Origin of the sequence: Polynucleobacter sp. MWH-Braz-FAM2G (genome assembly GCF_018687635.1) — a bacterium.
Taxonomy (GTDB): domain Bacteria; phylum Pseudomonadota; class Gammaproteobacteria; order Burkholderiales; family Burkholderiaceae; genus Polynucleobacter.
In genome coordinates this window covers 836,591-852,381 of record NZ_CP061300.1, presented here as the reverse complement: position 1 = coordinate 852,381, position 15,791 = coordinate 836,591, and the positions used below count along the sequence as shown (strand labels likewise).

The 15,791-nt window shown below is 45.1% G+C and carries 15 protein-coding genes; 5 read left to right on the top strand and 10 right to left on the bottom strand.

From position 1 onward, the window contains the following. Positions 1-7: 7 nt before the first annotated feature. From FD973_RS04480 to FD973_RS04465, 4 genes are read right to left on the bottom strand one after another with little or no spacing between them, the layout of a single operon-like run. A complete protein-coding gene (locus FD973_RS04480; RefSeq protein ID WP_215324425.1) occupies positions 8-2,035 on the bottom strand; it encodes a bifunctional (p)ppGpp synthetase/guanosine-3',5'-bis(diphosphate) 3'-pyrophosphohydrolase in 2,028 nt (675 codons plus the stop codon). 27 nt (positions 2,036-2,062) lie between these two features. Continuing rightward, a complete protein-coding gene (locus FD973_RS11120) occupies positions 2,063-3,904 on the bottom strand; it encodes an alpha/beta fold hydrolase (RefSeq protein WP_215324424.1) in 1,842 nt (613 codons plus the stop codon). A 35-nt stretch (positions 3,905-3,939) separates the two neighbouring features. After that, a complete protein-coding gene (locus tag FD973_RS04470; RefSeq protein ID WP_215324423.1) occupies positions 3,940-4,590 on the bottom strand; it encodes a CoA transferase subunit B in 651 nt (216 codons plus the stop codon). 32 nt (positions 4,591-4,622) lie between these two features. Then, complete coding sequence (locus FD973_RS04465; RefSeq protein ID WP_215324422.1) at positions 4,623-5,324, bottom strand: CoA transferase subunit A; 702 nt, start codon at positions 5,322-5,324, stop codon at positions 4,623-4,625. 157 nt (positions 5,325-5,481) lie between these two features. Here FD973_RS04465 and FD973_RS04460 point away from each other — a divergent pair, with 157 nt between their 5' ends. From FD973_RS04460 to FD973_RS04445, 4 genes are all read left to right on the top strand, one after another. Next, complete coding sequence (locus FD973_RS04460; RefSeq protein WP_215324421.1) at positions 5,482-7,152, top strand: electron transfer flavoprotein-ubiquinone oxidoreductase; 1,671 nt, start codon at positions 5,482-5,484, stop codon at positions 7,150-7,152. A gap of 75 nt (positions 7,153-7,227) precedes the next feature. Then, a complete protein-coding gene (gloA, locus tag FD973_RS04455) occupies positions 7,228-7,614 on the top strand; it encodes a lactoylglutathione lyase (protein ID WP_215324420.1) in 387 nt (128 codons plus the stop codon). Between the two features lie 2 nt (positions 7,615-7,616). Then, positions 7,617-8,789: a GNAT family N-acetyltransferase gene (locus tag FD973_RS04450; protein ID WP_215324419.1), complete on the top strand. Its 1,173-nt coding sequence runs from the start codon at positions 7,617-7,619 to the stop codon at positions 8,787-8,789. Continuing rightward, on the top strand, positions 8,786-9,058 hold the full coding sequence (locus FD973_RS04445; RefSeq protein ID WP_215324418.1) for a DUF1289 domain-containing protein: 273 nt from the start codon (positions 8,786-8,788) through the stop codon (positions 9,056-9,058). Before FD973_RS04450 ends, FD973_RS04445 begins: the two co-directional genes overlap by 4 nt. A gap of 15 nt (positions 9,059-9,073) precedes the next feature. Here FD973_RS04445 and FD973_RS04440 read toward each other — a convergent pair whose 3' ends face one another. After that, positions 9,074-10,681 (bottom strand): ABC-F family ATPase, encoded by a 1,608-nt coding sequence (locus tag FD973_RS04440; protein WP_215324417.1) that lies wholly within the window; start codon positions 10,679-10,681, stop codon positions 9,074-9,076. A gap of 106 nt (positions 10,682-10,787) precedes the next feature. Further along, a complete protein-coding gene (locus FD973_RS04435) occupies positions 10,788-11,498 on the bottom strand; it encodes a queuosine precursor transporter (protein WP_215324416.1) in 711 nt (236 codons plus the stop codon). A gap of 104 nt (positions 11,499-11,602) precedes the next feature. Between FD973_RS04435 and FD973_RS04430 the strand changes: the two genes are divergently transcribed. Next, on the top strand, positions 11,603-12,781 hold the full coding sequence (locus FD973_RS04430; RefSeq protein WP_215324415.1) for an acyl-CoA dehydrogenase: 1,179 nt from the start codon (positions 11,603-11,605) through the stop codon (positions 12,779-12,781). Between the two features lie 81 nt (positions 12,782-12,862). Here FD973_RS04430 and FD973_RS04425 read toward each other — a convergent pair whose 3' ends face one another. Genes FD973_RS04425 through FD973_RS04410 form a run of 4 tightly spaced genes read right to left on the bottom strand, consistent with a single transcriptional unit; the run spans position 12,863 to position 15,762 of the window. Beyond that, positions 12,863-13,897: a 3-oxoacyl-[acyl-carrier-protein] synthase III C-terminal domain-containing protein gene (locus FD973_RS04425; protein WP_215324414.1), complete on the bottom strand. Its 1,035-nt coding sequence runs from the start codon at positions 13,895-13,897 to the stop codon at positions 12,863-12,865. Continuing rightward, entirely contained in the window at positions 13,894-14,973 is a 1,080-nt protein-coding gene (mnmH, locus tag FD973_RS04420; RefSeq protein WP_215324413.1) for a tRNA 2-selenouridine(34) synthase MnmH, read from the bottom strand. Before mnmH ends, FD973_RS04425 begins: the two co-directional genes overlap by 4 nt. Before the next feature lie 6 nt (positions 14,974-14,979). Further along, entirely contained in the window at positions 14,980-15,399 is a 420-nt protein-coding gene (locus FD973_RS04415; RefSeq protein WP_215324412.1) for a thioesterase family protein, read from the bottom strand. Between the two features lie 18 nt (positions 15,400-15,417). Further along, the gene (locus tag FD973_RS04410; RefSeq protein ID WP_215324411.1) at positions 15,418-15,762 is read right to left on the bottom strand and encodes a TIGR01244 family sulfur transferase; all 345 of its coding nucleotides are present in this window, start codon (positions 15,760-15,762) and stop codon (positions 15,418-15,420) included. Positions 15,763-15,791 lie beyond the last annotated feature (29 nt).

Here is a 15,791-nt window from a genome sequence, read left to right as displayed (position 1 = left end):
GAGTTTATCACCGGCGGCGCACTTGGGTGACCCCTTTGACCTCTTCAAGACTATTTTGAACCGCCCTCAAGACCTCTGAGTCCTTCACTTCAACCGTCAAAAGGATCTGCGCTACACCTTTTTTTGCGGATTTACGCAGATCAATCACGTGGACCCCTTGTCTAGTAAGAATCTCAAACAACTCACGCATTAACTCAGGACGATCTAAGCCGGAAACCACTAGATCAGCCGGAAATACCCGTTTTTGCTCTTGATTCGCTACTGGATCAGCAGCCGAAGCGGTCCAGGCCGTTTGAATCACTCGCTCTGGCGCGCGCTCTAACAGACCTCTAAATGTTTTGCAGGAGCGACGATGAATAGAAACACCTCTCCCCTGCGTCACAAACCCAGCTATAGCATCTGGAGGCACTGGACGGCAACAACGCGCCAGTTGCGTCAGCAAAGAATCAACCCCTACTACCAATACGTCGCCACTCTGACCGCTCTTACGACCACTGTTGCGCAACACAATTTCAGGCGTGGGAATTTTTGCCTCAGCACTTGCATCTACTTTAGCTTCCGCTGACTTGCTAGCCTGCCCAGCCTCTTCATCATCAAGCGCATTGAACCAAGCGCGCACACGCTGGCGTGCTCTTTGAGATCGTAAATAGTGTTTGTCTGGACTGATCCAATCACGTGATGGGCCACCGTGCTTGACCGCGATAATCTCTACAGTTTGCCCATTCTTGAGGGCGGTTTCCAAAGGAACCATAGCGCCATCCACACGCGCACCCCGACAACGATGACCAAGATTGCTGTGGACGGCGTAAGCAAAATCAATAGGTGTGGAGCCCTTTTCTAGGGAGATCACCTTACCCAAAGGGGTGAGGACATAAATGTGGTCATCAATTTCATGATGTTTCAGTTGCTCCCAAGCATCCTCTTTCCAAGAAATTAATTGTCGAGCCCATGCAATTTGCCTTTCATACGCCACTTCAGCGCTATGCGTTCCCGGCTGATGGTTAATATTGGGCTTATTGGCTTTTGTGGGATTTGGAGGCGTGGCCATGCCTGCATAAGCGCCCTCCTTATATCGCCAGTGCGCAGCTAGACCATACTCAGCCTGCTGATGCATATCCCGAGTTCGAACCTGAATCTCAAACGCAACACCATCATCATTCATAACTACTGTATGCAAGGATTGATAGCCATTGGGTTTTGGCCTTGCAATGTAATCATCGAACTCACGCGGAACCGGTTGCCAGACGTTATGGACAATTCCTAAAACGGCGTAGCAAGACTTCACATCATCCACCAAGACACGGAATGCACGAACGTCATAAAGATCAGCGAAATCTAAAGACTTGCCTTGCATCTTTTTCCAAATACTGTAGATATGCTTAGGCCTTCCAAGAACTTCACCTTCAATGTGAGCCGTCTTTAATTCTTGTTCAAGTTGCAAAACAATTTGATCGATAAATGATTGGCGCTCAATTCGTTTCGCATCCAACATCTTGGCAATATCGCGATAAGTCTGTGGTGACAAAGCCCTGAAGGCTAAGTCTTCCATCTCCCATTTCATTTGCCATATACCTAAACGATTAGCCAATGAAGCATCTATATTGAGAAGTTCTTGAGCCCAGGCGGAGGGCATCTCCATCTTTTCTTGAGTCACCCAGCGCAAAGTTTGCAAACGAGAGGCAAGATAAATTAATACAACTCGTAAATCATCTCCAAATGCCAATAGCATCTTACGAAGCATCTCTTCTTGGCCTGCGACACTTAAACCACCATCAACCCGCACCAACTTTGCGTGTGCTTGACGCAATCCTCGGTAGCCGATGAGCAACTTAGCAGGTTCATCCCCAATTAGTTTTACAAGCGCTTCTTTGCCGTGAGTGCGGGCGATATTGATAGCAGCAGTGAGTGTTGCCTCATCCAAATTAAGAGACTGCAAGATTTGATTTACACCAACAGCATGGTGCTCTGCCGGCTCGCCATACCAAGCATCAACAAATAGAGGGGCTTTCGTCGAATCGCTAGGAACGTTTGCCATAGGCAACTAGAAATGTGTAATCAATAATTAGCTGAAGAACTCTTTTGCTAAAGCAATTTGTTCCTGCTTTACAAATGCAGGCGCATGACCCACATGAGGAATCTCAATACTGCGAGCATAGGGGTTCACTTTGCACATTTCAGCAACGGTTGCAGCTGACAAGAGGTCAGAGTCGCCACCGCGCACAATCAGCATCGGAATATGAATTTGTTTAAATGCATGCCACATAGCCATCTCACCTGCTTTGGCCATGATGGGGTTGACTGAAGCAAACGGTACTGAAATATTGGGGTCGTAATGCATGATCCATTTGCCATCCTTCTGAACCAACATAGGACCGTTATAAATTTCCCACTCCTGCGGAGTGTGTTCGCCGAAGCTGGCACAAATTTCATTTAAGCGATTGAGCGCATCAGCACGATCAGCAAAAGCAAATGGTTGACCTACATAAGAACCCAAACGCTTAATTGCTTCTGGCTCGATTCGTGGACCCACATCGTTAATGAGCATGCGACGTATAGGCGAATTTGGCATTGATGCATAAACCATGCCAATCAAGCCACCCATAGACGTACCAAACCAATCTACCTGAGATACACCCAATTTCTTTACCAGAGTCGCAATATCAGAAACGTACTGCGGAACGGCGTACAACATTGGATTAGATAATCGATCTGATTCACCCCTACCAACGATATCTGGACATACAACGTAATACTCTTTGCACATTGCTTGAGCAAGCGTCTTAAAGTCACTACCACGTCTTGTGAGGCCATGTACGCAAAGTAATACCTTGTTATTGGGATTTCCCCAAACGTGATAGGCCATGCGATGCTTTTCATCACCGCTTAAGCAATCGACATAAAAAGTTTCGCCGTCATGAAAGATATTTTCCAACTGAGTTTCATGATTTTGATCATCCCCCACTTCTTCAGGTTGCAATGTCACATGATCAATACCATGCTTATCCAAAAGCATTGTATTAATTCTGGACATGATCTCTGGCCACTCTTGCATATTAGTAATTTCAATATGCCCAATTAACGCCGGAAAGCTAGGGGTCATTTCCCAAACGTGTAAATCATGTACTGCGACAACCCCTGGAACATTTTTTAAATCATTCCCCACTTGCAAGTAATCAATGTGCAAAGGAACACCTTCCATGAGGAAGTGGTACGACTCATGAAGAATAGAGATCGTGGACTTTAGAATGAGAAGCGAAACTAAAATTGAAAGGATCGCATCAATTGGCATCCAACCAGTCAACTGAATAACAACACCGGCAACCAAGGCCGCGACCGATCCGAGTAAATCGCCCATTACATGCACTAGGGCAGCGCGAGTATTAACACTCTTTTTATCGCGTGATAGCACCCATGCAACCACGATATTCATTACCAAACCAATGGCCGCAACTACTGTGACTGTTAAGCCATCGACTTTATGTGGATCATAAAAACGACTGATCGCCTCAACCACAATCCACACTACTAAACCAAGCATCACAATACTATTTACAAAAGCAGCTAATGCTTCGGCGCGCCCAAAACCAAACGAATGTTTAGGAGATGGGGGCCGACGTGAAATGATTTGTGCTAACAGAGCAAGACCTAAAGCTGCTGCATCGGTGACCATATGGCCAGCATCCGATATCAAAGCTAGTGAGTTAGCAAAATAGGCGGCAGCACCTTCAACCCCAGAAAAACCAAGCGTTAAAACAAGTGCGATTAAAAGCAAGTTTTGATTGGAGACTTGCTTGCTATGGGAATGCCGTGCATCCCCTTTTTTGTGAGCGTGTAGAGACGGATCTAACTCAGACTGAGTCTTTGCCTTTGGCGACTGAAAATGGAAATGATGGGAACCCGACATAGTGAACCCATTATTCCATTAAATAATGACGCTAATCAGAAACCTGATGTATCAACAGGGGCACCAGTTTTGGCGATAACTTCCTCTTTAGTCACGCCAGGAGCCAATTCAACCAAGTTCAAGCCAGCGCGGGTGATATCTAAAACACACAGATCCGTAATAATTTGGCTAATCACACCCACACCTGTTAGTGGCAATGTGCATTTAGGCAAAATCTTGAGCTCTTCTGTGCCATCTTTCTTTTTGGCCACGTGCTCCATCAAGACAACTACATGCTTGACTCCAGCAACTAAGTCCATAGCACCACCCATGCCTTTGACCATTTTTCCTGGAATCATCCAGTTAGCCAAATCGCCGTGCTCGCTTACCTGCATAGCACCCAAAATCGCAATATTGATTTTGCCGCCACGAATCATTCCAAAGGAATCAGCAGAAGAAAAAATTGAAGAACCAGGCAAAGTGGTTACGGTTTGTTTGCCGGCATTGATTAAATCTGCATCAATAGTCTCTTCAGTCGGGAATGGTCCAATTCCTAACAACCCATTCTCTGACTGCAGCCATACCTCCATATCTTTTGGAACATGGTTGGCCACCAAGGTAGGCATACCAATGCCTAAATTTACGTAGTAACCGTCTTTTAGTTCTTTAGCAGCACGTGCCGCCATTTCATCTCTAGTCCAAGGCATATCAATCTTCCTAAATATTCTGTTCTGTGTAATTAAGCTTTTGGCGTCAATGTGCGCTGCTCAATCCGCTTCTCTGGGTTGGCGTTGACAACTAGGCGATGCACATAAATGCCAGGGGTATGAATCTGATCAGGATCTAATTGGCCATTCTCAACAATCTCTTCTACTTCAGCCACAGTAATCTTGCCAGCCATAGCCACAACTGGATTGAAGTTGCGGGCTGTGTAGCGATAAACCAAGTTGCCTGATTTATCTGCTTTCCAGGCCTTCACTAGAGAGATATCTGAAATGATTGAACGTTCCATGATGTATCTCTCGCCATCAAATTCTTTCTCTTCTTTGCCTTCAGCAACTAAAGTGCCTACACCTGTCTTGGTGTAAAAGGCTGGGATACCACAACCGCCCGCGCGTAATTTTTCAGCCAGAGTGCCTTGTGGGGTAAATTCCAACTCCAATTCACCAGCAAGGTATTGGCGTTCAAACTCCTTATTCTCACCCACGTAGGAAGCAACCATTTTCTTCACTTGGCGAGAATTGAGCAACAAGCCCAAGCCAAAACCATCTACGCCAGCATTATTGGCAATAGCGGTCAAATTTTGAGCACCCAAATCTTTAACCGCTTGGATCAAAGCCTCAGGAATGCCGCAGAGACCAAAACCGCCAACAGCTAATTTTTGTCCGTCTTTTAAGATATCCCGCAGGGCATCAACTGCCGATGGGTAAGTTTTATTCATAACTTTTGTCCTAATATTGCCAAAATGGGTAAAAAAGTAATCATAACGCCTTAGGCAGCTTTGGCAGGTGGTCCTGGCACCAAATGGGTTTTTTGCAGTTAGAACTAAACTATTAGGGCTTAAATGCCCCATTTTTAAGAATTTTCGGAGAAATCGCATGAATGCTGCAGAACTGGTAGAGCAATTTGGACCCAGAGACTCAATGGATTACGACCTTGTCATTGTTGGGGGTGGTCCAGCTGGCTTATCTGCCGCAATCAAAGCAAAGCAATTAGCAAATGCCTCCGGAAAAGAGCTTAGCGTATGCGTGCTTGAAAAAGGTTCAGAAATCGGCGCCCATATTCTTTCAGGCGCCGTGATGGATCCTAAGGCACTGACTGAACTTTTCCCCGATTGGAAAGAACTAGGCGCCCCACTCGATACCCCAGTTTCCGAAGATCAGTTTTTATTCTTAACAACAGATAAGTCATACCAAGTTCCTAATTGGATGTTGCCACATTGTTTTAAGAATGAAGGCAACTACATTGTGAGTCTTGCCAACGTCACTCGCTGGCTAGGACAGCAAGCAGAAAATCTTGGCGTTGAAATTTTTCCGGGCTTTCCTGCGGCAGACATTTTGTATAACGAACAAGGTGCGGTATGCGGTGTCATCACCGGATCAATGGGCTTAGATAAAGAAGGTAATCCCACCGATCAGTTTCAGCTCGGCATGGAATTGCGCGGCAAATACACCCTCTTTGCTGAAGGTGCGCGCGGACACCTTGGCAAACAACTCATAGCAAAGTTCGCTTTAGATAAAGATGCCGATCCTCAGAGCTACGGTATTGGAATTAAAGAACTCTGGGAAGTTGAGCCCTCAAAGAGTAAGCCAGGTCTAGTAGTTCACACTGCGGGCTGGCCACTTGAAAGTGACACCTATGGTGGCTCTTTCCTATATCACTTGGGTGACAACAAAGTGGCTGTTGGCTTGGTGGTTGGTCTTTCTTATAAAAACCCCTATCTCTCTCCTTTTGAAGAATTTCAACGTTATAAGTTGCACCCAAAAATTCGTGAAACTTTTGAAGGCGGAAAACGCATTGCCTATGGTGCCCGCGCATTGACGGCAGGAGGCTTAAATAGCCTTCCGCAAACCGTGTTCCCTGGCGGGGCTTTGATTGGTTGTGATGCTGGCTTCCTCAATGCATCACGTATCAAAGGTAGTCATGCAGCAATTAAAACGGGCATGCTTGCTGCCGAGGCCGCTGTTGCAGCCATCAATGAAAATCGTTCTGCAGATGTATTGTCTGCTTATCCAACAGCATTCCAAAATAGCTGGCTACATACCGAGCTGAATCAAGCTCGCAACTTCAAAGCTTGGATGTCAAAAGGGCTCTACTTAGGCACCTTAATGGTAGGTTTAGAGCAAAAGGTTCTTGGTGGCAATATGCCATGGACTGTTCATTTAAAACATGCCGATCATGAATGCTTAGAGCCTGCAGCCCAACACAAACCAATTGACTATCCAAAACCGGATGGCAAACTTACATTTGATCGACTATCCTCAGTATTTATCTCCAATACCAATCACGCGGAGAATCAACCCATTCATTTGACACTGAAAGATGATTCGGTTCCGGTAAGTCTCAATTTAAAAACTTATGCAGGTCCAGAGCAACGCTACTGCCCGGCTGGCGTTTATGAATACGTTGAAACAGATAGCAAGCCACGCTTGCAAATCAATTCGCAAAACTGCGTGCATTGCAAAACCTGCGACATTAAAGACCCAAGCCAAAATATTGTTTGGGTAACACCTGAAGGTGGTGGTGGCCCCAACTACGGCTCAATGTAAAAAATCCATCCCCGGCTATATGCCGGGGTTTTTCTTGCAAAACAAAAATAATTAAATAGCGTTATATTTATCTACATGATGATTCTTCACACCATGCTCAGAGTTGGCGATCTCAATCGCTCAATTGACTTCTATACCAAGGTTTTGGGAATGAATTTACTCCGCACCACGGAGCGCCCAGAGCAAAAATATTCTTTAGCTTTTGTAGGTTACGGCAAAGGCAATGCTGATGGGCATGCAGAGATCGAGCTAACCTATAACCATGGCGTTCATTCTTATGAGATGGGAACAGCTTATGGGCATATCGCCATCGGCGTTAAAGATGCATATGAAGCTTGTGCCAATATCAAGTCCGCTGGAGGTAATGTGACTCGTGAGGCTGGCCCAGTTGCTGGGGGCGATACCGTGATTGCTTTTGTTACCGATCCTGATGGTTACAAAATAGAGCTTATTCAGCGTTAATCGTGGCTGAGCCCGATACTTTTCAATTTGAAATCCTTGATCGTCTAAGCGACATTCCTGCGAACCAATGGAACGCACTACTTTCATTAGACGCTGGCCCTTTTCTACGACATGAGTTTCTTAACGCATTAGAAGAAACTGGCTGTGTTGGTGGCAATACTGGGTGGCAAGTAGCTCATCTTGTCATGCGCGATAAAAAGCGATTAGTTGGCGCATTACCTCTATATATCAAACAACACTCGTATGGGGAGTTTGTATTTGATTGGTCTTGGGCGCAAGCCTATGAGCAACAAGGAATGCAATATTTTCCTAAGGCACTATGTGCTGTGCCGTTTACACCTGTTCAAGGCTCACGCATCTTAATTGCCCCACAAATGGATATCTCTACCGTGAGAACAAAACTGGTTGGGCAATTGAAAAATCTAGCAATTCAAAATGGACTTTCTTCAGCACACGTTCTATTTCCTCACGCATCAGAAGCAATTGAGTTTAAGTGTCAGGGTTTTATGTTGCGGGACTCTGTGCAGTTTCATTGGCATAACCAAAATTTTCAAAATTTCGAACATTTTTTATCTGCTCTAACAATGAAACGTCGTAAAAATATTCGACGTGAACGAGAGCAAGTGGCGCGTGAACGCATTCACTTCAGACATATTTCGGGAGCAGCATCTACCAATGCCGACTGGGAATTTTTTTATCGCTGCTATCAAAATACCTATATCGAACATCATTCGAGCCCCTACCTAAATGAGGCGTTTTTTAAGATGTGGGCTAAATATATGCCTGAAAACTTACATCTGATTCTTGCGGAACGCAATAGCACCCCGATAGCTGCATCACTCATTGTTGTTGATCCCATAAGCTCTAAGGCTTACGGAAGATACTGGGGCGCAATCGAACATATACCGTGCCTTCATTTTGAAACTGCCTACTATCAAGCGATTGAATACTGTATTACTAACAACATTCAAACCTTCGAGGGAGGCGCTCAGGGAGAGCATAAGATGGCACGCGGTTTCTTACCAACGACCATTCAATCCGCCCACTACATTGCTGATACACAGTTTGCCAGAGCAGTTCAACATTTCTTGGACCGTGAACATCAAGGCATTGGCGCTTATGTGGATGAGCTCTCTGAGCACAGCCCCCTGAAATCGTCTAAAGTACAGTCATGAATTCTGGAAGCAATGACGACCCTAAACTAGCCATACAAGATGGATCACACTCCTTATCTACTGGAGATGATGAATCTGACTCCCCATGCATTGGCGTATGCACCACCCTCTACGATGAAATCTGCCAAGGCTGTGGTCGAACCTTAAATGAAGTCAGTAACTGGGTTTTCTTCTCGCAAGAAGAAAAAGACTCTGTATGGAAGCGTATTCGGGAAGAAGGCACTGCAACCCGATTTCAACGTCAACCTAAAGAAAATAAGCCCGCTTAAGGGCTTATTTGGGGCTTAGCCTTCTAGAGATTGGCTACGCAAATATTCTTCGTAAGTTCCTGAATAATCCACTACGGTACCGTCCATCTTCACCTCCAAGATGCGATTGGCTAGAGCAGACACAAACTCACGATCATGAGAAACGAATATCAATGTGCCGTCAAACTTCTCAAGAGCAATTTGCAAACTTTCAATTGATTCCATATCCATGTGATTGGTTGGCTCATCCATGGCGAGAACGTTATATTTTTGAAGCATCAGTTTGCCCCAAATCATTCTGCCTTTTTCGCCACCGGAGAGAACTTTCACAGACTTACCAATATCATCACCGGAGAATAACAAGCGACCTAATGTGCCACGAATGACTTGATCGTCATCGCCAGTATTACGCCAGTTGTTCATCCAATCCATGAGTAACTCATCTTTGGCAAACATTTCAGTATTGTCTTGGGGCATGACACCAACATTAGCGTTTTCAGCCCATTTCACATCGCCACTATCAGCGGCAATGCCTTCAAAACGCTTACTCAAAATGGTTTTAAGCAAGGTTGTCTTACCAGCGCCGTTTTGACCAATAATGGCAATCTTTTCACCAGCGCGCACACCTAACTTAAAGTTTTTAAAAATAACACGGTCATAGGCTTTGGTGAGTGCATTGCATTCAACCGCCATATTGTGAAGTTTTTTCTCGGTATCAAAACGAATAAATGGGTTCTGACGCGAAGAAGGCTTTACTTCAACAATTTCAATTTTCTCCAACTGTCTCTGACGTGAAGTCGCTTGACGCGCCTTAGATGCATTTGCAGAGAAGCGGGCCACGAAAGCCGCCAATTCAGCAATTTTTTCTTTAGCCTTCGCGTTATTGCTGAGTTGTTGTGTGCGCGCCTGAACAGATGCCAGCATATAAGAATCATAGTTCCCTGGATAAACCTTCAGGGTTCCATAGTCCATGTCCGCCATATGCGTGCAAACTTCATTCAAGAAGTGACGATCATGGGAAATAATGACGATGGTGCTCTTAATCTGATTAAGAATGTCTTCAAGCCAATGAATAGAATGAATATCCAAGTTATTGGTTGGCTCATCCAACAACAACACATCTGGATCAGAGAATAATGCTTGTGCAAGCAATACACGTAGCTTCCAACCTGGCGCTACATTGCTCATGGGGCCGTTATGTTGCTCAATCGGAATCCCGATACCTAACAACAACTCCCCTGCTTTTGCTTCTGCGGTATATCCACCGTATTCGGCGTATTTACCTTCAAGCTCAGCAGCCTTCATGTAATCTTCATCAGTAGCATCAGGATTGGCATAGATGGCATCGCGTTCCGCAGCAGCCCTCCACATTTCCTCATGACCCATCATGACTACGTCGAGCACTCGCACATCTTCGTAAGCGAACTGATCCTGACGCAATTTACCCAAACGAATGCCAGGATCCAAACTCACATTGCCACTAGTAGGCTCGAGTTCGCCGCCCAATATTTTCATGAAGGTCGACTTTCCACAACCGTTCGCACCAATCAGGCCATAACGATTGCCACCGCCAAACTTTACGGAAATGTTTTCAAACAGGGGTTTTGCCCCAAACTGCATAGTGATATTGGATGCTGACAGCACGGATGTTTCTAGCTTTCTGAAATTCAATAGTTACCCCCGAATTGGGGGCAAAGACCATTATTTTAACGGCTTAGGGGTCTTTGTTGGCAGGAAGCCTATCTCTCGCTCAGACTTTGACCCTAAATGGGGTGAAATTGGTATGAATATCGTAGAAATCCTCGTTTTCTTTCCGTTTGAGGAAGTTAACGACCCAATAAGTCAAGGGCGTAGCTAAAACCTCCCAAGAAGTTTTGAGCACATATTGCGCAAGCGCCACCTGAATCACTTCATCGGTTGGCCAAATTCCATAAAAAGCCAGAACATAGAAAAAGGATGAGTCAACCAACTCACCTACAGCAGTCGAGCCAATCGTACGCATCCAAAGAAAGCGTCCCTGAGTCCAGATTTTCATCTTCGCCAAAACATAGCTATTAGCAAAACTACCGCACCAGAATGCAAACATAGAAGCTAACGCTATGCGCCAAGAATTACCAAATACCGTTTCTAGGCCATGCTGATAGTTGGCCATATATGCGCCTGGAGCTACTGGGAGAGCAATCACAATCTGAGCCATGATTGCAGCAAACGCAAGGGCTGTGAAACCAGCCCAAACAGCCCTACGATCATAGGCATATCCATATACTTCAGTAAGGATGTCGCCGAAAAAATACGCTATTGGGAAAAATAATATTCCGCCACCAAATGGAACACTTCCCAAGTAAGGCAAATCAATTACCGCCGCTTTTCCTGCGCCAATAAAGTTTGAGCACACCAAAACAACCACAAAAGCAGTCAAGATCAGATCGTAATAGCGATGGTGAGGTCTAGGGCGGTCCATAAGCTCAGAAAAATGGATAATAGAAAGAAGAATATCTGCATTCCCGAAACTTCGCAGAGTGCAGGCAAAAATGTAAATAAAACCGCATAGAGGATGGCAAGGTAATGAGTAAAGCGACTTTTAATTGGGCAGACCCACTCCTTCTCGATACGCAACTTACTGAAGAAGAGCGTATGGCAAGAGATGCAGCAGCCGAATATGCACAAGGCCGCCTCATGCCCCGTATTCATGATGCCTATCGTAATGAGACCACCGACCCTGCTATCTTTCGCGAAATGGGAGAACTGGGTCTATTGGGCATCACCATTCCTGAGCAGTATGGTGGCGCCAATTTGAACTATGTCTCATATGGTTTGATTGCTCGCGAGATCGAACGCGTGGACTCAGGTTATCGCTCCATGATGAGTGTTCAATCTTCTTTAGTAATGGTTCCTATCAATGAATTTGGTAGCGAAGCACAAAAGCAAAAGTACTTGCCAAAATTAGCTAGCGGCGAATGGATAGGTTGCTTTGGATTAACTGAGCCCAACTATGGATCTGATGCTGGAGGCATGATTACTCGAGCCAAAAAAGTACCTGGCGGCTTTTCTTTAACCGGCTCAAAGATGTGGATTTCAAACTCTCCAATTGCAGATGTATTTGTAGTCTGGGCAAAAAATGATGCGGGCATTATCCGCGGCTATATTCTAGAAAAAGGAATGAAGGGGCTCACTGCTCCGAAAATCAGCGGCAAGATGGGATTGCGCGCCTCGATCACTGGTGAGATCGTGATGGATGAAGTATTTGTTCCCCAGGAAAATGAGTTTCCTGAAATTGAAGGTCTTAAAGGCCCCTTCACCTGCCTGAACTCTGCGCGTTATGGCATTGCCTGGGGTGCGCTTGGAGCGGCCGAGTGGTGCTGGTATGCCGCCCGCCAATACACCATGGATCGTAAACAATTTGGCAAGCCTTTGGCAGCCAATCAGTTAATTCAAAAAAAATTAGCGGATATGCAAACCGAAATCACACTTGGACTTCAAGGCTGCCTGCGCTTAGGCCGCATGAAGGATGAAGGAATTGCCGCCCCTGAAATTACCTCCATCATGAAACGTAATTCCTGTGGCAAGTCCTTAGAGATTGCCCGTATGGCACGTGATATGCACGGTGGAAACGGCATCTCAGATGAATACGGTGTTGTTCGACATATGTTGAACTTGGAAGTTGTAAATACCTATGAAGGCACTCACGATATTCATGCTCTGATACTGGGTCGCGCACAGACTGGCATCCAGGCATTTAGCTAATTCCTAATGCTATTCAATACAAAGCCCCGTTTCTGCGGGGCTTTTTTTATCAGGACTATTTAAAGCAAATTCATTTAATTTCTAGCAACGAATAATGCTAGCGGCCCATGAGAAACCTAAGCCACTTGAGGCCAGAATTGCTAATTTACCTTCAGATAACAATCCCTCGCGATGCGCCTTTGCCATTGTAAAAAAGGCATCTGCTGGACCGATATGTCCAAATTCATCCATGGTGATGTAGGTGTGATCTTGAGGTATCCCAATACCTTCCATAATATGGTCACGCAAAGAACTTTTAATTTGATTCATGAGGACAAAATCAATTTCAGAGACTGCATGTCCCGAGCGTTCAAGTGCCTTGTTAATGACTGCCAAGTACTTTTTGAGATAAACCTTATCTATCAGATTTGCAAATGCCGCAACATCCACTTTTGAATATGTTTTGGTCCAGTCTTGAAAGTCTTTACCAATTGGCATGCGAGTTCCACCAGCATCCACCCTCAGCAAATCGCCAAGATCACCATCAGTATGCTCAGCAAAACTGAGCAATTGATAGCGCGGATGATTCCTCTTTAGTACCACAGCAGCGGCACCATCTCCAAAATAAAGCAAAGGATGGCATTCCGGAATCTGAGGATTAATTACCCTAGAAAGCGTATCTGAGCAAATGATCAACGCAGTCTTTACCGATGAGTCACGATCCATCAACCCCATGGCAATATTGCAAGCTAAATTTCCACCAGCACAACCATTGCGCACTTCAAATGAATATGCATGGCGACAACCCAACTCACGCACTACCGCACTTGAGGGACACCAAAATCGATAGTCGTAATCTCCAGCGGAAACAAAAATCACTAGATCCACATCATCACCACTCATCCCGGCATCGTGCAAAGCATCTTTTGCTGCCGCTAAACCCATCGTAAAAGGATGTTCATCATCATTTGCTTTGTGTATATGAGTAAAACCAATTCCCTGAGTCAATCTTTCAACGGGTATGTTGGCCTGCCTAGCAAGCTCCTCAGCACTGACCCGGGCTGTTGGCGTGTATGTTCCAAAGCCTGCTATCCCAGCAACCACATGTCCGCGATGATGATCTGAATATGGATTCATGAATGACATGCCTTCGTATTAAGAATCGCTTTAGCAGCATTAGAAAAAGCGAGATCGCTATCATCCCCTAATTGCACAAAGTTTTCCGCCTTATATTGGGGAAAATTACGCACAATGGAAGATTGATAGGATGGATCGTAATGCTTTACGAGCAATTCCTCGACTAACTGTGGAAATTGACCAGCATCAATCGCCTCATTCCATTTGGCAATCTGTACTTTTCCATAATGAGAAGTCAGCAATGCTAACTTACGCTTGAAATTATTGGTATCAGATAAGAAGTGATGGTATTCACGAATTAACCAAGAGACTCTCGTTTGAGTGCTAGACCTCAATTCCACACATATTCCATTGCGAATTTTTTCCATTAAGGCATCAGGAATATGCAATCCACCAACCTTCTTGCTTTCAGACTCTACAAATACAGGCCTGGCGGGATCAAGCGATCTCAGCGCATTCCACAGGGCCGTTTCAAATCCCTTTTGTGATGGCTGATCAATATGCGGCTCATTACCTAAAACTGAGCCACGATGTATAGCCAAGCTCTCCAAATCGAGGATCTGAGCGCCTAACCTTCCAATCTCTTGCAGGACTCTTGTCTTCCCACTACCAGTCATGCCACAAATTACTTGGAAAGAAAATTGATTGGCATACTGATTCAAGCTATCAATTACTGTACGGCGAAATCCTTGATAACCGCCTTCAAGTTGTTTAGCTTTCCAGCCAATGCGATTTAGGATATGTGTAAACGCACCACTTCTCTCGCCGCCGCGCCAACAATAAATTAAGGGTCGCCACTCGCGTGGTAATTCTAACAAATGGTTTTCAATATGAGCGGCAATATTCTTTGATACCAAAGCCGCGCCTAGTTTTTTGGCAACAAACGGAGATTCTTGTTTGTAGAGAGTTCCGATTTTGGCACGCTCTTCATTATTTAGAACTGGATAATTTACGGCGCCTGGTATGTGGTCCAATGCATACTCGGCAGGAGATCTCACATCAATAACGATATCGAACTGATCTAACTCAGTTAAAAATTGTTCGGATCTTAAGATGTGTGGATTGCTGGGTTGCACGATGAACTATCGCAACTTTTGCAAAATATGCTCAGGCCAAGGGGCTGATTTATTCGTAGTGAGATCTACCCAGACCATCGTCGCACCACCAATGGCCGCCTCCACATCAGGTGACGTGGTTAATGCCATACTGGTATAGAGATCTAAACTCGTTCTCCCAATAGCGCCAATTGAGGTCTTTAAGATTAATTCGCCCGGGAAAGAAAGTTGCTGATAAAAATTACAGAATCCATTTAACATCAACATTGACTCACGACCAGGAGCGACTTCATAACCCATCGCAGTGATCCACTCACAGCGTGCTTGCTCCATGTAACGAAAGTAAACAGTGTTGTTCACATGTCCATAAGCATCCATATCACCCCAACGAATCGGCATGATCATTTCATGAACAAGTTTTCTTTCCTCGGGGATTGCGATACGCATATTGAAGTCGTTACTCTATTAACCAAGCTGTAATGCAAGCTGATATAAATTGGTTGAGCGAGCACCCGAGCGGCAAAACGCCAAAACAGGGCCTGGCAGTGTTTTTAATAGACGAGCCATTTCTTGAACTTGTGCTGGTGTAAATGCTCCAGGAACAACTGGCAAGTAAACATAGTTCAAGCCTAGTTTTTCTGCTTCAGCCTGAATAGAGGCATTTGTAGGTTGATCTGGACCACCCTCACCATCAGGACGGTTGTTAATCACGCTCTTATAGCCCTGTTTAGCAATTTCAGCTAAATGACTGGGATCAATTTGACCCAAGGTGCCAAACTGAGCGCTATGGCAAGAAATAGGAAGACTCATAAGACCCTCTACATGAATAAATACAGAAC